This is a genomic window from Tenacibaculum sp. M1.3A (assembly GCF_057732375.1).
Genome location: NZ_JBYJEF010000007.1, coordinates 67910 through 84907, shown reverse-complemented (window position 1 = coordinate 84907; position 16998 = coordinate 67910). Strand labels below are relative to the sequence as shown.

Here is a 16998-nt window from a genome sequence, read left to right as displayed (position 1 = left end):
ATTTTTAAAAACATAAATTTACTCAAACTCATAATGTAATATGACAAAACAGATTAAAATAACAATTGCATCCATTATTTTTTTATTAGTAGCTATTATAGATGTTTACGCGGTAATAATTCAGGATGAAAGTTTAGAAATGATTTTTAAACCTTTACTAATGACAACTTTGGTAATAGTTTATTTATTATCGGTTAAGAAACCTAATTTCTGGTTGGTTTCAGCATTGTTTTTTTCGTTTTGGGGAGATGTATTTTTGTTAGATAAAACAAATTATTTTGTATTCGGGTTAGCATCTTTTTTAATAGCACATGTTTTATATGTAAAAATGATTTCTAAATTTTTAGCAAAAAAATCTATTGTTAAAATATTAAAAGCAGCGGTAGTTTTTGTGCTTTTGTTTTTAGGAGTATTATATTTAATAAAAGATAATTTAGGAGAAATGTTAGTTCCTGTAATTGTGTACGGAATTGCAATTTCAAGTTTTGGTACATGTGCTTTTTTAAATTATCAACAAGAAAAATCATTAGCAAATTTATGGCTATTACTAGGTGCTATCTTGTTTATAGTGTCTGATAGTTTAATTGCTTTAAATAATTTTTATAGTCCAAAACCATTTTTTAATATTGCTATTATTATATTATATATTTTTTCTCAGTATTTAATTGTAAAAGTAATGATTGTTAAAAATGAGTAAGTTTTTAAGTGGTTAGGGGTGTTTTTTAGAATAAACTTACAACAGAATATCTATATTTAGTTATAGGTTTAAAACTTATAATTTTTCTCCTAATAAAGGGATTTTTTTCTGTTATTGAAATAATAAAGTTGCTTCAGCGATTAGGGTAATTACAACGACAATAAATAAACGGCCACCATCACCGTCGTGATCGATTCCAAGAATTGTTAAGTGAGCTATAACTGCACCAGTCATTAATCTGATTGTTAACTCATCACCTAGCTATGTTTTAATAGGGATGAACAATAAAATAGAGGCAATCAATTCTAAAATTCTAGTTTCAATTTTCATAAAACTTTCATTTTTGCGAACCAATTCTTTTAATTCAATATTTTCAGCTACTTCTATAAATTCGAAAAACAATGTTTATAGTATAATGATTGCAGCAATTACTATTAATAATAGTGGAAAACATTTTTTATTTATATTGGTTTAGATGTGGTGTTTTTTATTCCTTTCATCCTATATTTAATATTATTTTTGTTGCATGAAAACAAAATTTTTTTATTTAATTGTCTTTTTAGGTGTTGTAGGATGCAAAACAGAAAAAGTATCGCTAAAGTTTTTAAACGAATTTGTAGTTAAAGATTCACTAAAGTTTAAAAACACAATAATAGGAGGTATTTCAGGAATTGATTTTAACCATAATCAATATTACATGGTTGTTGATGATGCCAAGAATCCTAGAGTTTTAGTAGGGAGTATATTTATTAAAAACGATTCAATAAAATCAGTAGATTTTAAGACTGTAATTCAAATAGACACTACAAGTCAGTTTTATAAAAATAACACATTAGATTTAGAATCTGTTTTCGTTGAAAATCATCAAATTAATTTGGTAAGCGAAGGTTCAATAAACAATGGTAAAAACCCTGGTGTTTTTAAGATAGATAGTGTAGGTAGGTTTATAGAAAGTGCTGCAATTCCGGCATATTTCTATGCTGATTCTAATGCAAAACCAAAACATAACGGAACTTTTGAAAGCTCTTCGAAAAGTTACGATAAAAAAGGTTTTTGGGTAGCTATGGAAGCACCACTTGAAGCAGACGGAGAGGAACCAACATTTTACGAAACAAAATCGCCAATAAGAATTACGTATTTTGATAAGAAAACAACATCAGCAACAAAACAATTTGCTTATCAATTAGAAAAAATAGATAAACCTGTAAAAGGAAAAGTGAATTTAAACGGTGTAACAGCTATTTTAGAATATGATAAAAACAACTTCTTTGTTGTGGAGAGAATTTATCAAAGTGGTTACGGGTCTTTTGGAAATACAGTTAAAATTTTTAAAGCAACGATTAACAAAGAAACAACGAATACATTAGCACTTCAATCTTTAAAAGAAGAAAAGTATACGCCTCTTAAAAAAGAATTATTATTTGATTTTTCAGATATCAAAAAGTCGTTAACAGATAAAATTATAGACAATATTGAAGGGATTACTTTTGGTCCATTATTATCTAACGGTAACCGATCTTTAATTTTGGTGTCTGATGATAATTTTCAAATATACGGCAAGCAACTCAATCAGTTTTTATTCTTAGAAATTGAAGGGAAATAATGTATTTTAGCAGTAGTAATTATTAAAGATGATAAGTAAACTTAAACAAAAATCTATTCAGAAAATTTACAATACTATTATTGTAAAAAACACAACAAAGATTTATAATGCTAACAAAGTAGGTAAAGTGGCAATTATACTAGATAATGAATCTTTAGAAAATGTAATGGTGGCTAATTTGATAAATAAATTACCCTTTAAAAAAGAGAATATTGTTGTGTTAATTTTTAGAGAATATTCAAATAAACAAGAAATATCTTCTAAGTTTTTTACAAATAATGATTTTGGCTACAAAGCAAGTTTAAAATCAGACAATTTAAAAAACTTCGTTAAAAACGATTATGATTTACTTATTAACTACGTAAAAACACCAAATTTATATGCCAATATAATAACTTTGTTATCTAAAGCATCTCTAAAAACAGGTTTTGCAGGAATTGATGACAGGTTGTATGATCTTGTTGTTTCTGACGAAGGTTTTAATGAGGCAGTTTTAAATCAGGAATTAAAAAAATATTTAACAATATTAAATAAAATATAATGCAAGAATTTGTTGGTACGGGTGTCGCTTTAGTAACTCCTTTTAACGAAGATTTAAGTGTAGATTTTAACGCACTTAAAAAGTTAGTGAAATTTAATATCGATAACGGTACAAATTACTTAGTTATTAATGGAACTACTGCTGAAAGTGGTACTATTACAGTAAAAGAAAAAGAAGAGATAATTAAGGTAATTGCAAGTGAAAACAATGGTTTGTTACCTTTAGTTTTAGGTGTTGGTAGTAATAATACACAAACAGTTATAGACGAATTAAATTCTTTAGATTTATCTAATATCGATGCTATTTTATCGGTAGCGCCATATTACAGTAAGCCAACACAAGAAGGTTTTTATCAGCATTTTAAAGCCATTTCTGCAGTAAGTACTAAGCCAATTATTTTATATAATGTGCCTGGTAGAACTGCTAAAAATATGGAGCCGGCTACTATTTTAAGATTAGCAAATGATTTTGAGAATATAATAGGTGTTAAAGAAGCAGCAGGAAGCCAGCAACAATATTTAGAATTGTTAAAAGATAAACCAGAAGATTTTTTAATTATTTCGGGTGATGATGATTTGGCCTTAGGAGTTGTTTTAGCTGGTGGAGCAGGAGTAATATCAGTTATAGGACAAGGATTGCCAAAAGAGTTTTCAAAGATGATTCAGTTAGGATTGGCAGGAAAAAATAAAGAAGCATACGAGATTCATTATCAATTAATGGATATTGTAAACTATATCTTCGAAGAGAATAATCCTGCAGGAATTAAGGCGCTATTAATGAAACAAGGAATTTGTTTAGACGAGGTTCGTTTGCCATTAGTAAAAGCAACGGAAGAATTACAAACAAAAATTTCTGATTTTATAGACAATCTATAATTTGTCTAAACAAAAATATAATTTATAAGAGGCTACAGTTTTTTAATTGTAGTCTTTTTTTAGCATCTTTGTTTAATCCTTTATACCTAAAAATAAGGTTGACAAGAAATACAATTTCAAAAAAGTAAAAATATGTTATCAAAAATAATAGAAAACGCTTTAAATAAGCAAATAAAAGTAGAAGCAGAATCGTCGCAAATATATTTATCAATGGCATGTTGGGCAGAAACTCAAGGTTTTGAAGGAGTTTCTCAGTTTATGTATGCACATTCAGATGAAGAGCGTATGCACATGTTAAAGTTAGTAAAGTTTGTAAACGAAAGAGGAGGGCATGCAAAAGTATCAGAATTAGCAGCGCCACCAGCAGAATTTGGTTCTTTTAAAGATATGTTTCAAACACTATTTGATCATGAGGTAATGGTTTCTGAGTCAATTAATGATTTGGTACATATTACGTTGCAGGAAAGAGATTATGCAACACACAACTTCTTACAATGGTATGTATCTGAGCAAATAGAAGAAGAAGCATTGGCAAGAAATATTTTAGATAAAATTAATTTAATTGGCGATGATAAAGGAGGTTTATATTTGTTTGATAATGATGTAAAGCAAATAGTGGCGCAAGGTGCTGCGAATAATGCTGAATAAGATTAACAAACATTTAGGTATTCGTACCTGTTTTTATAACATATTTTATGGTTTATTGCAATACTCTACTTAGAGTTAAAAAACTTTTTAATAATTCATAATTAATCACTAATTTTGCCAAATGCAAAAAATTAAAAATTTAGCGTATTTAGTTGTAGCACTAATAGTGTTACAATCATGTAGCTCATATCACAAAACTTTAAATAAAGGAAGTGTTGAAGAGCAATACAAAATGGCCGTAAAAATGTACGAAACGCAAAAGTACAGTAAAGCCTTACGTTTGTTCGAAAAAGTAACACCTTCATATCGTGGTAAACCACAAATGGAACGTATACAATTTATGGTTTCTCAATCTAATTTTAATGAGAAAAATTATAGTATAGCAGGATATTACTTTAATAGGTTTACAAGAAATTATCCTAAAAGTTCTAAAAGAGAAGAAGCCGCTTTTTTATCAGCATTAAGTTATTACAAAGCAGCGCCAAGTTTTAGTTTAGATCCTACAGATACAAATAAAGCGTTAGAGTCTTTTCAAGGATTTATTGATAAATACCCAGATTCTGATAAATTAGGCGAAGCAAATAAATATTATGCTGAGTTACGTAATAAATTAGAGAAAAAAGCGTTTGAAATAGCAAAAACATATTACAAAACGGCGCCTTATGATTCTAGAAATTATAGAGCCGCAATTGTAGCTTTCGATAATTTGTTGTCAGATTATTTAGGAACTAAATATAAAGAAGAAGCGTTATATTTTCGTTTAAAAGCAGCACATGATTTAGCAATGAAGAGTAGGCAACGAAGAAAAGCTGAAAGAATTAAAGCGGCTTTAAAAGCATACGATAAGTTAAAGAGAAGCTTCCCTGAATCTAAATTTATGGGAGATTCGAATGAAATGTTAGCAACATTAAACAAGGAACAAGAACAATTAGTTAAAAGTTAAAAAATGGATTATAAAGAAACGAAAGCGGCATTAAGTACTATTACTTATAACAAAGAAGCTATCGAAGCTCCAACAGAAAACATTTACGAGGCTATTTCTATCATAGCAAAAAGAGCAGATCAAATTAATTCTGATTTAAAGAAAGAATTGGTTGATAAGTTAGATGAGTTTGCTACTTATAACGATAGTTTAGAAGAAGTGTTTGAAAACAAAGAACAAATTGAAGTTTCTAAATTTTACGAACGTTTGCCAAAACCTCATGCTATAGCTGTAGATGAATGGTTAAACGGTAAAGTATATCATAGAACTCCAGACGTAGAATAATATGTCTGTATTAAGCGGTAAAAAAGTATTACTTGGTGTTACCGCTGGTATTGCCGCGTACAAAACAGCGAACTTAGTTCGTTTATTTATAAAATCTGGCGCAGAAGTTACAGTAGTAATGACTCCTGCGTCTAAAGATTTTATTACTCCACTAACACTTTCCACATTATCTAAAAACCCGGTTCATTCTACTTTTTATGAAAAAGAAGATGAAAACGAGTTGTGGAACAATCATGTTGATTTAGGGCTTTGGGCAGATATTATGATTATTGCTCCTGCTACCGCAAATACTTTGTCTAAAATGACAAACGGTACTTGCGATAATTTGTTATTAGCAACATATTTATCGGCAAAATGTCCTGTGTATTTCGCTCCAGCAATGGATTTAGATATGTATCAGCATCCATCAACAAAAAAAAGTTTAGATAGTTTACAAGACTTTGGTAATATTTTAATTCCTGCTACTTCAGGCGAATTAGCAAGCGGATTGGTTGGAGAAGGCCGTATGGCTGAACCAGAAGATATTGTTTCTTTTATAGAAAAAGACATTGTTTCTAAACTACCACTTCGTGGAAAAAAACTGTTGTTAACTGCAGGTCCTACCTATGAGGCTATTGATCCTGTTCGTTTTATAGGAAATCATTCTTCAGGTAAAATGGGATTTGAAATAGCAAAAACAGCTGCTAATTTAGGGGCCGAAGTTTTTTTAGTTTCAGGGCCATCGCATCAAAAAGTAAATCATTCTTTTATTCATAGAGTTGATGTAAAATCGGCAGAAGAAATGTATAATGCTTGTCATAAATATTACGACGAAGTAGATATTGCTATTTTATCGGCAGCTGTAGCAGATTATCGACCAAAAAATGTGGCTACTCAGAAAATAAAAAAGAAAGATTCGTCGTTAGTGATAGAGTTAGAGCCTACAAAAGACATTTTAAAATCTTTAGGCGAAGCTAAAAAGAATCAGTTATTAGTAGGTTTTGCTTTAGAAACAGAAAATGAAGTAGAAAATGCTAAAGGTAAAATAGTAAAAAAGAATTTAGATTTAATTATCTTAAATTCACTGCAAGATAAAGGGGCAGGTTTTGCAACTGATACCAATAAAATTACGGTTATTGATGCTGATTTTAATGAAAAATTATTCGAGTTAAAATCTAAAAAAGCAGTAGCAGTAGATATTATAAACGAGATTATAAACAGAATTAGTTAAAATAACTATCGTCTTCTCGAGCATTATTTAAAAGTGAAATGTTTTACTTTGAAGATGTAAACGCAGTTTATTGAGAGATTTAATAAGTCTCTACTGTACTCGAACTGACAAATAAAATTATATTAAATGCGTAAGTTTTTCTTTTTAGTTTTTATTTTATCATCAGTTTTTACAATACAGTCGCAAGAGCTTAACGCTTTAGTTACTATAAATACAGATAAAGTTCAGAGTAGTAATAAACAGGTTTATGAAACACTTCAAAAATCATTAACTGAGTTTATTAATGAAAAACAGTGGACAAACAAAAGCTTTAAACAACAAGAACGTATTAATTGCGCTTTTACAATTATTGTAAATGAGCAAAATGGTAATAATTTTAGAGCAAGTATTCAGGTACAATCTACAAGGCCTGTATATGGTTCTAGTTATGCAACACCAATATTAAATCTTAATGACACTAACTTTAATTTTCGTTATAATGAATTTGATCCGTTAAATTTTAATCCTAATTCTTACGAATCAAATTTAATATCAATCATTGCTTTTTACGCGTATACAATTATAGGTGTAGATGCAGACACGTTTGCTTTAAAAGGGGGAACAGATTATTTAAAGGCAGCAGAAAATGTAATCTTACAAGCACAATCTAATGGGGAATTAGGTTGGCAAAATCAAGTAGGAAAACAAAATCGTTTTGCGTTGATAGATAACTTATTGTCATCTAAGTTTAGTCCGTTGCGTACTATTTATTATGATTATCATAGAAACGGGTTTGATAATTTCGCAAACACTAAAGAAGTTGCTAAAGAAACTATAGAGAAAAATGTAATAGCGTTAGATAAGCTATACAATATTGCAATAGGTAATTATATGGTTCGTGTTTTTTTAGATGCTAAAAGTGATGAAATAGCTAGTGTTTTTTCTGATGGTAAGCCAGCTAAAAATACACAACAAATGTTAAGTGTTTTAGAGAAAATAGCGCCTACTTATAAAGATAAGTGGAAGAAGATTAAGTAAGTATGAAAAAAACTAGAATAGCTTTTATAACAGTTCTTTCAATCATTATGTTATATGTGATTTCAACTGGAATTATAAATAATGGCTTGGATAAAACAGGAAGTTTTTTACTAGCTTTTGTGCTTTTATCAATTTTGATTGATAACGTATTATCAAGAAGAAAAAAACAATAAACTTCCGTTCTTTTTAAAGTGCTATAATTCAATCAAAATTTGTATTTTTATTCTTTTAAAGAATAGAATTTGCTTATACAATTATCCATACATAATTACGCGTTAATCAATCAGTTATCGATTGATTTTACAAAAGGTTTATCAATCATAACAGGTGAAACCGGAGCAGGGAAATCCATTTTATTAGGAGCCTTGGGCTTGGTAATGGGAAACCGTGCAGATTTATCATCTTTAAAAAACACTGAAAAAAAGTGTGTTATAGAAGCTAAATTTGCTGTTGAAGGTTATGATTTACAACGTTTATTTGAAAAACTAGATGTAGATTATGAAACCGAAACGATTATTAGAAGAGAAATTCTTCCCTCAGGTAAGTCGAGAGCTTTTGTAAATGATACGCCTGTAAATTTATCGGTTTTAACAGCTTTAAAAACAAAGCTGATTGATATTCATTCTCAACATCAAACATCACAACTTTCCGATGTTAGCTTTCAGTTTTCTGTATTAGACGCTTTGGCTAAAAATCAACCAAAAATAGCATCTTATAAAAGAGGATTAAAAAAGTATTCAGTATTAAATAAAGAGCTTAAAGCTCTTCAGCAAGAAACTGAAAAATCTAACGAACAGCATGAGTATAATTTGCATTTATTTAACGAGTTAGAAGAAGCAAATTTAAAAAGTGATGAGCAAGAAGCTTTAGAAGAAAAATTAGAGCGATTAAATAATATAGAAGAAATAAAACTGAGTTTATCAGAATCTTTAGAGATATCAGTAAATGAAGAAATAGGATTACAAAATTTATTGTATTCGCTAGAAAATAGTTTGCAAAAAATAAGTGGATATTCTAAAAAATACGAAGAGATTTCTAACAGAGTTACGAGTATAAAATTAGAGTTAGATGATGTTGTTTCTGAACTAGAAAACGAGAATGAAGCAGTAGATTTTAATCCGAATGAAATAGAAGAATTAAATGATAGATTGCAATTAATTTACAATCTTCAGAAAAAACACTCGGTAGATTCTATTAAAGGATTACAGGCTATTAACGAAGCACTATCAGAAAAAGTATCGCAAGTAGCCAATGCAGGAACGTTAATTGAAGCAAAAAATGCTGAGATAAATGAAGTAGCTAAAAAGTTAGATGAAGTTGCAGTGATGATAACTAAATCGAGAAGTAAAGGAATTCCGAAATTACAAAAAGCCTTAGAGTTTTTGTTAACAGAATTAGGAATGCCAAATGCACGTTTTTCTATAAAATTAACAGCATCGAAAGAGTATTTTACAAACGGAAAAGATGTATTAGATTTTCTATTTTCTGCAAATAAAGGTGGTAATTTCGGAGAGCTTAAAAAAGTAGCTTCTGGAGGAGAACTATCAAGAATAATGCTTTCAATAAAAAAAATATTATCAGAAAATATACAATTACCTACCATTATTTTTGATGAAATAGATACCGGAGTTTCAGGTGAAGTTTCAAATAAAATAGCAAAAATAATGCAAGATATGGGTACAAGTATGCAGGTAATTACGATTACGCATTTACCACAAATTGCAGCAAAAGGATTACAGCATTATAAAGTGTATAAAGGCGAAGAAAAAGGCGTAACAACATCTAATTTAAAGTTGTTGTCTAATGAAGAAAGAGTAATAGAAATTGCAGAAATGTTAAGTGGAAAAGATATTTCTGAAAGCGCTTTAACACACGCAAAAGAGTTATTGAATTAAAAATTATGAGCGAAGACAATGCAGAAAACTTATTTTTTGAAGCCGATCAATTAATAGACGAAAATAAAATTATTGAGGCAAAAGAAGTTTTAAGAGATTTATTAAATGAATATCCAGATTACGGTAGGGCACATAATCATTTGGGTTGGCTGTATAGTGTAAAGTTTAATAACCATCCAAAAGCCAAAAATCATTTAGAATTGGCTATAAAATTTGCACCAAGTCATCAAGGAGTTTATACAAATTATGCTTACTTGCTTATAGAGATGAATCTTTTTGATGAAATGCTAGTTTTTGGAAAAAAAGCAATTGATAATAATATTGCTGATAAGGGAACTATTTATAATAAAATGGGACAAGCATACGAGTTAAAAGGAGATTTAATGAATGCTTTTAAACAATATAAACTATCTGTAAAATCAGCCATTAATAACCAGTTTATAGATGAAGTATATGCATCTGTAAATAGGGTTAAAGGTAAAATGAGTATTTTACAAAAGTTAAAACTTATTAACGATTAAACATATAATTATGTACAATTTATTAAAAGGTAAAAAAGGAATTATTTTTGGCGCATTAGATGAAAATTCTATTGCTTGGAAAGTGGCTGAACGTGCACATGAAGAAGGAGCAGAATTTGTATTAACCAACGCACCAATAGCAATGCGTATGGGTAATATTAAAGAATTAGCAGCCAAAACAGGATCAGAAATTATACCTGCAGATGCTACTTCTATGGAAGATTTAACAAATTTAGTTGAAAAATCTATGGAAATTTTAGGCGGTAAAATCGATTTTGTTTTACACTCAATCGGTATGTCGGTAAACGTTCGCAAAGGACGTCATTATACCGATTCTAAATACGATTTCACTACTAAAGGATGGGATGTTTCTGCTGTATCTTTTCACAAGGTAATGAATGTTTTATACAACAAAGAAGCTATGAACGAATGGGGAAGCATTGTTGCGTTAACCTACATGGCAGCGCAAAGAGTTTTTCCTGATTATAACGATATGGCAGACAATAAAGCCTATTTAGAGTCGATTGCTCGTAGTTTTGGATACTTTTTTGGTCGTGATCATAAAGTACGTGTAAACACGATTTCTCAATCACCAACACCAACTACTGCTGGACAAGGAGTAAAAGGGTTTGACGGATTTATTTCGTACGCCGAAAAAATGTCTCCGCTAGGTAATGCTACTGCGTTAGAATGTGCAGATTATACGATTTCGATGTTCTCTGATTTAACGAAAAAAGTAACTTTACAGAATTTATTTCATGATGGCGGATTCTCTAATATGGGAGTGAGTGAAGCCGTAATGGAAAAGTTTGAGTAATATTATGTAAAGTGATAAAAAATGAAAAATGCAAGTCGTTAGATTTGCATTTTTTATTGATAAAATTATTAAAATGAATACAATTTTAGATATTGAAAACGAGTTGGCTCCTTTAAGAAAACAGTTAAAAGAGCACACTTTATATACATCCTTAAAAAGGATAGAGGATGTAAAGATATTTATGGAGTCACATGTTTTTGCAGTATGGGATTTTATGTCATTGTTAAAAGCTTTACAAGAAAAATTAACATGTACTACCTTACCTTGGCTTCCTGTGGTAAATTCTAAAACAGCAAGATTTATTAATGAAATAGTTTTAGGCGAAGAAACAGATGTAAACGAATTAGGAGAGCCTAAAAGTCATTTCGAAATGTATATTGATGCTATGAAGCAAGCAGAAGCAAGTACAGTTGAAATAGCTAGTTTTATAAATAGCATTATTGAGCATAATACTATTGAAAAATCTTTAAACAAATGTTTAGTTTTAAAAGAAGTAAAAGAGTTTGTGTCATTTTCTTTTAAGGTAATTGATACTCAAGAACCTCATATTATAGCGGCTAGTTTTACTTTTGGAAGAGAAGATGTGATTCCGGATATGTTTTTAGAAATTGTTAAGAATACAGAAGAAAAATCAGGTTTAAATTACAACAAACTAACCTATTATTTAAAAAGACATATAGAGTTAGATGGAGACGAACATGGGCCATTATCTTTAAGGATGATAGAAGAATTATGTGGAAATGATGCACAAAAGTGGAATGATGTTTTATATTATGCTAAAGAATCTTTAAAGAGAAGAATTAATCTTTGGGACGGAATATCAAGACAAATAATAAACAATACTGTTAACTAATGAAATTAAACTTCTCTATAATAATTCCCGTTTACAATCGTCCGAAAGAAATAGAGGAGTTGTTAGAAAGTCTTACGAAACAAGATTTTTTAGATAATTTTGAAGTGATTATTGTAGAAGATGGTTCAGATGATTCGTCGGAAAATATTGTAGAAAATTATAAGAGTCAACTTAATTTAAAATATTTTTATAAAGAAAATAGCGGAGCAGGGGCAAGTAGAAATTACGGAATGCAACAAGCTACTGGAAACTACTTTATAATTTTAGATAGTGACGTTATTGTTCCGCCTCAATATATATCCGAAGTTAAAAAAGTCTTAGAAAATAATTTTACAGATGCTTTTGGTGGTCCAGACACTGCACATAAAAGTTTTACGGATTTACAAAAAGCAATTAATTATTCGATGACATCGGTTTTAACAACAGGAGGAATTAGAGGTAAAAAGCAATCAGTTGGTAAATTTCAACCACGTAGTTTTAATTTAGGTTTATCGCAGAAAGCTTTCGGAAAAACAAACGGGTTTTCAAAAATGAAAACAGGTGAAGATATCGATTTAACATTTCGCTTATGGAAAAACGGATTTAAGACTCAACTCATTGAAAATGCATTTGTATATCACAAACGCAGAAGCACGATTCGTCAATTTTTTAAACAAACATACTCATTCGGAACAGCAAGACCAATTTTAAATAAAAAGTATCCAGAAACAGCTAAAATCACGTATTGGTTTCCGAGTTTATTTATTATCGGATTTGATATTAGTATTCTTTTTGCAATTTTTGGCTATTGGTATTTTGTTGCTTTCTACGGATTTTACTTTGCGTTGCTATTTATAGATGCATTAATTCAAAATAAAAATATAAAAGTTGCTTTTTTAAGCATTATCACCTCTTTTACGCAGTTTATAGGTTATGGTTTGGGTTTTTTAGAATCGAAGTTTTTTGCTGAAAAATAAAATTGCGTCATTCCGAATTTATTTCGGAATCACATAAAGATTGACAATTAATCATGAAGTGAAACTTAAACAAGTTCAGTTTGACGTGAAATACAACGTCATTACGAGGAAGAATGACGAAGTAATCTCATCCTACGAAATAGAGATTGTTTCACTTCGTTCGCAATGACGATCAGATTTTATTCCGTCATTCCGAATTTAATTTGGAATCACATAAAGTTTGACAAATAGTTATAATGTGAGACGAAACAAGTTTAACTTGGCGCTAAATACAACGTCATTACGAGGAAGAATGACGAAGTAATCTCACCTTTTAAAAAGAGATTTTTTCATTTTGTTAGCAATGACTTTTATACTAAATAATATCTAAAATACTTTCTGGCGGACGCCCAATAGCTGCTTTATTACCATTAATAACAATAGGACGTTCTATTAATTTAGGATTAGCAACCATGACTTTTATAATTTCAGCATCAGACAATTCTTTACCTTTAAACTCTTCTTTCCAAACTTTTTCATTTTTACGAACTAATTGAATAGGAGAGATGTTTAATAAGTTAATAATGGCTTTTAATTCGGTTTCTGTAGGGATATTCTCTAAGTATTTTACAACTTCAAATTCCTTACCTGAGTTTTCTAAAATTTCTAATCCGCAACGCGATTTACTACATCTGTTATTGTGAAATATTTTTATCATTTTATTTAATTTTTGTCAGTTCGAGTGATTTTCGATTTTAAGAGAAAATTATATCGAGAACTTTTTTATGAATTGTCTTTTTGTCCGTTTAACATTAAATACGATTTTAAAAACGGATTTATATTTCCGTCCATCACCGCATCTACATTTCCTGTTTCGTGTCCTGTACGCACATCTTTTACTAATTTATAAGGATGCATTACATAATTACGAATCTGACTTCCCCATTCGGTTTTTAGCTTACCCGCTTCAATGTTTTCTCTTGTAGCTAAACGTTTTTGTAATTCAATTTCATACAATTGCGACTTTAACATTTTTAAAGCAGTTGCTCTATTATCATGTTGCGAGCGCGAGTTAGAACACTGAATTTGAATTCCGCTTGGTTTATGAGTTAACTGAACCTTGGTTTCTACTTTGTTTACATTTTGTCCGCCAGCACCACTAGAGCGTGCGGTGACAATTTCGATATCGGCAGGGTTTATTTCAATTTCAATAGTATCATCAGCGACAGGGAATACATATACAGATCCGAATGTGGTGTGTCGTTTTCCGTTACTATCAAAAGGAGAAATACGAACCAAACGATGCACACCGTTTTCACCTTTTAACCATCCGAAGGCATAATCACCATCAAACTCAATAGTAACTGTTTTTACGCCTGCAACATCACCGGCTTGGTAATTGAGTGTTTTTAATTTAAAACCTTGTTTTTCTGCCCACATGGTGTACATACGCATTAACATTTCTACCCAATCACAACTTTCGGTACCACCAGCACCTGCAGTAATCTGAATGGTTGCACTTAAATTATCACCTTCTTCAGAAAGCATATTTTTAAATTCAATATCTTCTAAAAATGTAGTTGTTTTTTCAAATTGTTCTATTACTTCGGTTTCATCAACAGCATCTTCTTTGTAAAAATCATATAAAACAGTAAGATCTTCATTCATTAAAACTACTGAATTATAATCGTTTACCCATTTCTTTTTTAAACGGAGCGATTTCATTAAAACTTCGGCTTCTTTAGGGTTATTCCAAAAATCAGGATCAACAGTTTTTTCTTCTTCATTATTAATTTCAATCAACTTCTTGTCAATCTCTAAATATCCTTTTAACTTGCCAATTCGTTCAGTAATATTTTTAAGCTGTTCGTGTGTAATCATACAACAAAAATACATTTTAAAATCGTAGATAAAAATGGAAATAAACTTAATAAGCGATACTGTTACAAAGCCATCAAAATTAATGATGGAGGCAATGATGAATGCAGAAGTTGGTGATGATGTTTTTGGTGCTGATCCGACGGTAAACGCATTGCAAGAAAAGGTTGCTAAACTTTTTAATATGGAGGCTGCTTTGTTTTTTCCTTCGGGAACAATGGCAAATCAAACGGCTATTAAAATTCATACACAACCTGGCGATAGAATGTTTTGTGATAAGTGGGCACATGTATATAATTATGAAGGTGGTGGAGCGGCTTTTAATTCGGGTGTAACCTCTCATTTAATCGATGGGCATAGAGGTATGTTTACGGCAAATCAATTAAAAGAAGCAGTGTCGGGAAGAGCAGATATTCATGCGCCTTATAGTCGTTTGGTTTGTATAGAAAACACCACAAATAAAGGAGGAGGTGCCTGTTGGGATTTTGAAGAGTTGAAAAAGATTCAGAAAGTAGCAAAAAAAAATGAATTAGCTTTTCATTTAGATGGCGCGCGTTTATTTAATGCTTTGGTAGCTAAAAATGAAACTCCAGCTCAGTATGGAGAATTGTTTGATACGATTTCTATTTGTTTGTCTAAAGGGTTAGGAGCTCCTGTAGGTTCTATTTTAATAGGAAGTAAAAAGGATATGGAAAAAGCTTTACGTGTGCGTAAATTATTTGGTGGCGGAATGCGACAAGCTGGTTTTTTAGCAGCTGCAGCAATTTATGCGTTAGATAATAATGTAAATCGTTTAGCAGAAGATCATCAAAAAGCGCAACAGATAGGAACTGTTTTAGAAGGATGTTCTTATGTAACAAAAGTAGAGCCTATTGAAACTAATATTATTATCTTTTATGTAGATGACAAGATTGATCCGATAGATTTTATCAATAAAATGGCATCAAAAGATATTTTATTAATATCTATGGGGGAAGGGAAAATACGAATTGTTACGCATTTAAATTTTACAAATGAAATGATGACTATTGTACTAAAAGAACTTAAAAATTTTTAGAAAAAGATTCTAATAAAAGGAGAGAAAGCATTTGCATAAATGCTTTTGTCTTCTTTGTATAATACATCGTACTGAACACCAAAAGTAACTTTACCAGCAATATAAGCTACCCCAATATTTAAAGAAGGATAACTATAGTTATCTGTAATGTTACCAATTTTTTTGCTAACATAAGATTGTAAAAGCTCACCAGAAAACTCTATTTCAGGTATTGGTCTATATAAAGTAATAATACTTGCAGAGTACATATTAGCACTAAAGTTGCTGCTTTTACTATATAAATAACCAATACTTCCACCCATTGAAAACTCCTCACTAAAATCATAAACGGCACTTGGTGATATAGAAAGAGTAGTCGTATTACTACCAAAACTAAAACCAAAACTACCACCAAAACGTGTATTGTTCCAAAAATTAGATTCTTGCGAGAATGCACTTATTGATAATAAAAATAAAGAAAAAATGATGAAGTTTTTCATAAGAGTATTTAATCTAGTTTGCGTAAAAATAAGAAATTTAATTGGTTAAAAGCAAAAAAGAGATTGTAGTGAAACAATCTCTTTTTTAAGAACTTAATTCAAATTGTCAAATTTAGATAATTCTTTATAGTTTTTATTTAGTTTACGTAGTAAAATACCGTAAATTAACTGGTAAAACAACCATAATAATACTAACATTATTAACGAAATAACAATGGTTACTATAATGAAAACTAGCATTTTTGAATTGGTAAACTCTGGATGAGATTTAACGGTTGCAATAGCAACGGCAACAGAAATTATAAATAAATACGATAAGTTAAATAAAACATAATATTTAACTGTTTTTCTGGTATTTACAATTTTAATCATCAATTCTTTTGTAGAGTCTGTAACTGAAATACGCTTATAGTTTAAATAAAATTTTATTAAAAAATAAAATAATATTATGTAAGCTATTATCTGAGAATAAAATACAAAACCACCTAAACCTATTTTTTCATATTCTTTGTTAGCTGCATCCATATCAACAAAAAAATAGATTGAATTTAGGAGTATAAACTCTAATATTCCAATAATAAAAATCCATTTTACGATTGATGATGACCTTGAATGTGCCATTTTATAGATATCAACTTTAGAAACAGTATCTGTTTCTTGAGGCTGATTATCCCATGCTTTTTTATATTTATCTAAATCCATTTA

The 16998-nt window shown here is 29.9% G+C and carries 21 protein-coding genes; 16 read left to right on the top strand and 5 right to left on the bottom strand.

The window, feature by feature from the left end:
* Nucleotides 1–40 precede the first annotated feature (40 nt).
* Nucleotides 41–697 (top strand): lysoplasmalogenase, encoded by a 657-nt coding sequence (locus AC28QF_RS11215; protein ID WP_488201955.1) that lies wholly within the window; start codon nucleotides 41–43, stop codon nucleotides 695–697.
* A 261-nt stretch (nucleotides 698–958) separates the two neighbouring features.
* Here the strand turns inward: AC28QF_RS11215 and AC28QF_RS11210 are convergent, their stop codons facing one another.
* Entirely contained in the window at nucleotides 959–1099 is a 141-nt protein-coding gene (locus tag AC28QF_RS11210; protein ID WP_488201956.1) for a hypothetical protein, read from the bottom strand.
* Nucleotides 1100–1223: 124 nt separating this feature from the next.
* Between AC28QF_RS11210 and AC28QF_RS11205 the strand changes: the two genes are divergently transcribed.
* The 14 genes from AC28QF_RS11205 (at nucleotide 1224) to AC28QF_RS11140 (ending at nucleotide 12900) form a co-directional block, all read left to right on the top strand.
* Nucleotides 1224–2300: an esterase-like activity of phytase family protein gene (locus AC28QF_RS11205; protein WP_488201957.1), complete on the top strand. Its 1077-nt coding sequence runs from the start codon at nucleotides 1224–1226 to the stop codon at nucleotides 2298–2300.
* A gap of 28 nt (nucleotides 2301–2328) precedes the next feature.
* The gene (locus tag AC28QF_RS11200) at nucleotides 2329–2841 is read left to right on the top strand and encodes a DUF6913 domain-containing protein (RefSeq protein ID WP_488201958.1); all 513 of its coding nucleotides are present in this window, start codon (nucleotides 2329–2331) and stop codon (nucleotides 2839–2841) included.
* Nucleotides 2841–3716 (top strand): 4-hydroxy-tetrahydrodipicolinate synthase, encoded by an 876-nt coding sequence (gene dapA / locus AC28QF_RS11195; RefSeq protein ID WP_488201959.1) that lies wholly within the window; start codon nucleotides 2841–2843, stop codon nucleotides 3714–3716. The genes AC28QF_RS11200 and dapA overlap by 1 nt, the downstream gene beginning before the upstream one ends.
* A 132-nt stretch (nucleotides 3717–3848) precedes the next feature.
* Nucleotides 3849–4364, top strand: a complete 516-nt coding sequence (locus AC28QF_RS11190) for a ferritin (protein ID WP_488201960.1) — start codon at nucleotides 3849–3851, stop codon at nucleotides 4362–4364.
* A gap of 121 nt (nucleotides 4365–4485) precedes the next feature.
* Nucleotides 4486–5307: an outer membrane protein assembly factor BamD gene (locus AC28QF_RS11185; protein WP_488201961.1), complete on the top strand. Its 822-nt coding sequence runs from the start codon at nucleotides 4486–4488 to the stop codon at nucleotides 5305–5307.
* 3 nt (nucleotides 5308–5310) lie between these two features.
* Nucleotides 5311–5631, top strand: a complete 321-nt coding sequence (locus AC28QF_RS11180; RefSeq protein WP_488201962.1) for a DNA-directed RNA polymerase subunit omega — start codon at nucleotides 5311–5313, stop codon at nucleotides 5629–5631.
* Nucleotide 5632: 1 nt separating this feature from the next.
* Nucleotides 5633–6841, top strand: a complete 1209-nt coding sequence (gene coaBC / locus AC28QF_RS11175; RefSeq protein WP_488201963.1) for a bifunctional phosphopantothenoylcysteine decarboxylase/phosphopantothenate--cysteine ligase CoaBC — start codon at nucleotides 5633–5635, stop codon at nucleotides 6839–6841.
* A 126-nt stretch (nucleotides 6842–6967) separates the two neighbouring features.
* Nucleotides 6968–7858, top strand: a complete 891-nt coding sequence (porD, locus tag AC28QF_RS11170) for a type IX secretion system protein PorD (protein WP_488201964.1) — start codon at nucleotides 6968–6970, stop codon at nucleotides 7856–7858.
* A 2-nt stretch (nucleotides 7859–7860) separates the two neighbouring features.
* A complete protein-coding gene (locus AC28QF_RS11165; protein WP_488201965.1) occupies nucleotides 7861–8031 on the top strand; it encodes a hypothetical protein in 171 nt (56 codons plus the stop codon).
* Between the two features lie 69 nt (nucleotides 8032–8100).
* On the top strand, nucleotides 8101–9753 hold the full coding sequence (gene recN, locus AC28QF_RS11160; protein ID WP_488201966.1) for a DNA repair protein RecN: 1653 nt from the start codon (nucleotides 8101–8103) through the stop codon (nucleotides 9751–9753).
* A 5-nt stretch (nucleotides 9754–9758) separates the two neighbouring features.
* Nucleotides 9759–10274 (top strand): hypothetical protein, encoded by a 516-nt coding sequence (locus tag AC28QF_RS11155; protein ID WP_488201967.1) that lies wholly within the window; start codon nucleotides 9759–9761, stop codon nucleotides 10272–10274.
* 10 nt (nucleotides 10275–10284) lie between these two features.
* A complete protein-coding gene (locus AC28QF_RS11150; protein ID WP_488201968.1) occupies nucleotides 10285–11091 on the top strand; it encodes an enoyl-ACP reductase FabI in 807 nt (268 codons plus the stop codon).
* Nucleotides 11092–11164: 73 nt separating this feature from the next.
* Nucleotides 11165–11944: a DUF3050 domain-containing protein gene (locus AC28QF_RS11145; RefSeq protein ID WP_488201969.1), complete on the top strand. Its 780-nt coding sequence runs from the start codon at nucleotides 11165–11167 to the stop codon at nucleotides 11942–11944.
* The gene (locus tag AC28QF_RS11140) at nucleotides 11944–12900 is read left to right on the top strand and encodes a glycosyltransferase family 2 protein (protein ID WP_488201970.1); all 957 of its coding nucleotides are present in this window, start codon (nucleotides 11944–11946) and stop codon (nucleotides 12898–12900) included. The genes AC28QF_RS11145 and AC28QF_RS11140 overlap by 1 nt, the downstream gene beginning before the upstream one ends.
* 355 nt (nucleotides 12901–13255) lie before the next feature.
* Here the strand turns inward: AC28QF_RS11140 and arsC are convergent, their stop codons facing one another.
* Nucleotides 13256–13597 (bottom strand): arsenate reductase (glutaredoxin), encoded by a 342-nt coding sequence (arsC, locus tag AC28QF_RS11135; RefSeq protein WP_488201971.1) that lies wholly within the window; start codon nucleotides 13595–13597, stop codon nucleotides 13256–13258.
* 65 nt (nucleotides 13598–13662) lie between these two features.
* Nucleotides 13663–14760, bottom strand: coding sequence for a peptide chain release factor 2 (gene prfB / locus AC28QF_RS11130; protein WP_488201972.1), 1098 nt, complete (start codon nucleotides 14758–14760; stop codon nucleotides 13663–13665).
* A gap of 34 nt (nucleotides 14761–14794) precedes the next feature.
* Here prfB and AC28QF_RS11125 point away from each other — a divergent pair, with 34 nt between their 5' ends.
* Entirely contained in the window at nucleotides 14795–15814 is a 1020-nt protein-coding gene (locus AC28QF_RS11125; protein ID WP_488201973.1) for a threonine aldolase family protein, read from the top strand.
* Here AC28QF_RS11125 and AC28QF_RS11120 read toward each other — a convergent pair.
* Together AC28QF_RS11120 and AC28QF_RS11115 are read right to left on the bottom strand one after the other, a co-directional pair.
* Complete coding sequence (locus tag AC28QF_RS11120; protein WP_488201974.1) at nucleotides 15811–16293, bottom strand: hypothetical protein; 483 nt, start codon at nucleotides 16291–16293, stop codon at nucleotides 15811–15813. The two genes, AC28QF_RS11125 and AC28QF_RS11120, sit on opposite strands and share 4 nt — an antisense overlap.
* Nucleotides 16294–16386: 93 nt before the next feature.
* The gene (locus AC28QF_RS11115) at nucleotides 16387–16995 is read right to left on the bottom strand and encodes a hypothetical protein (protein ID WP_488201975.1); all 609 of its coding nucleotides are present in this window, start codon (nucleotides 16993–16995) and stop codon (nucleotides 16387–16389) included.
* Between the last annotated feature and the right edge of the window lie 3 nt (nucleotides 16996–16998).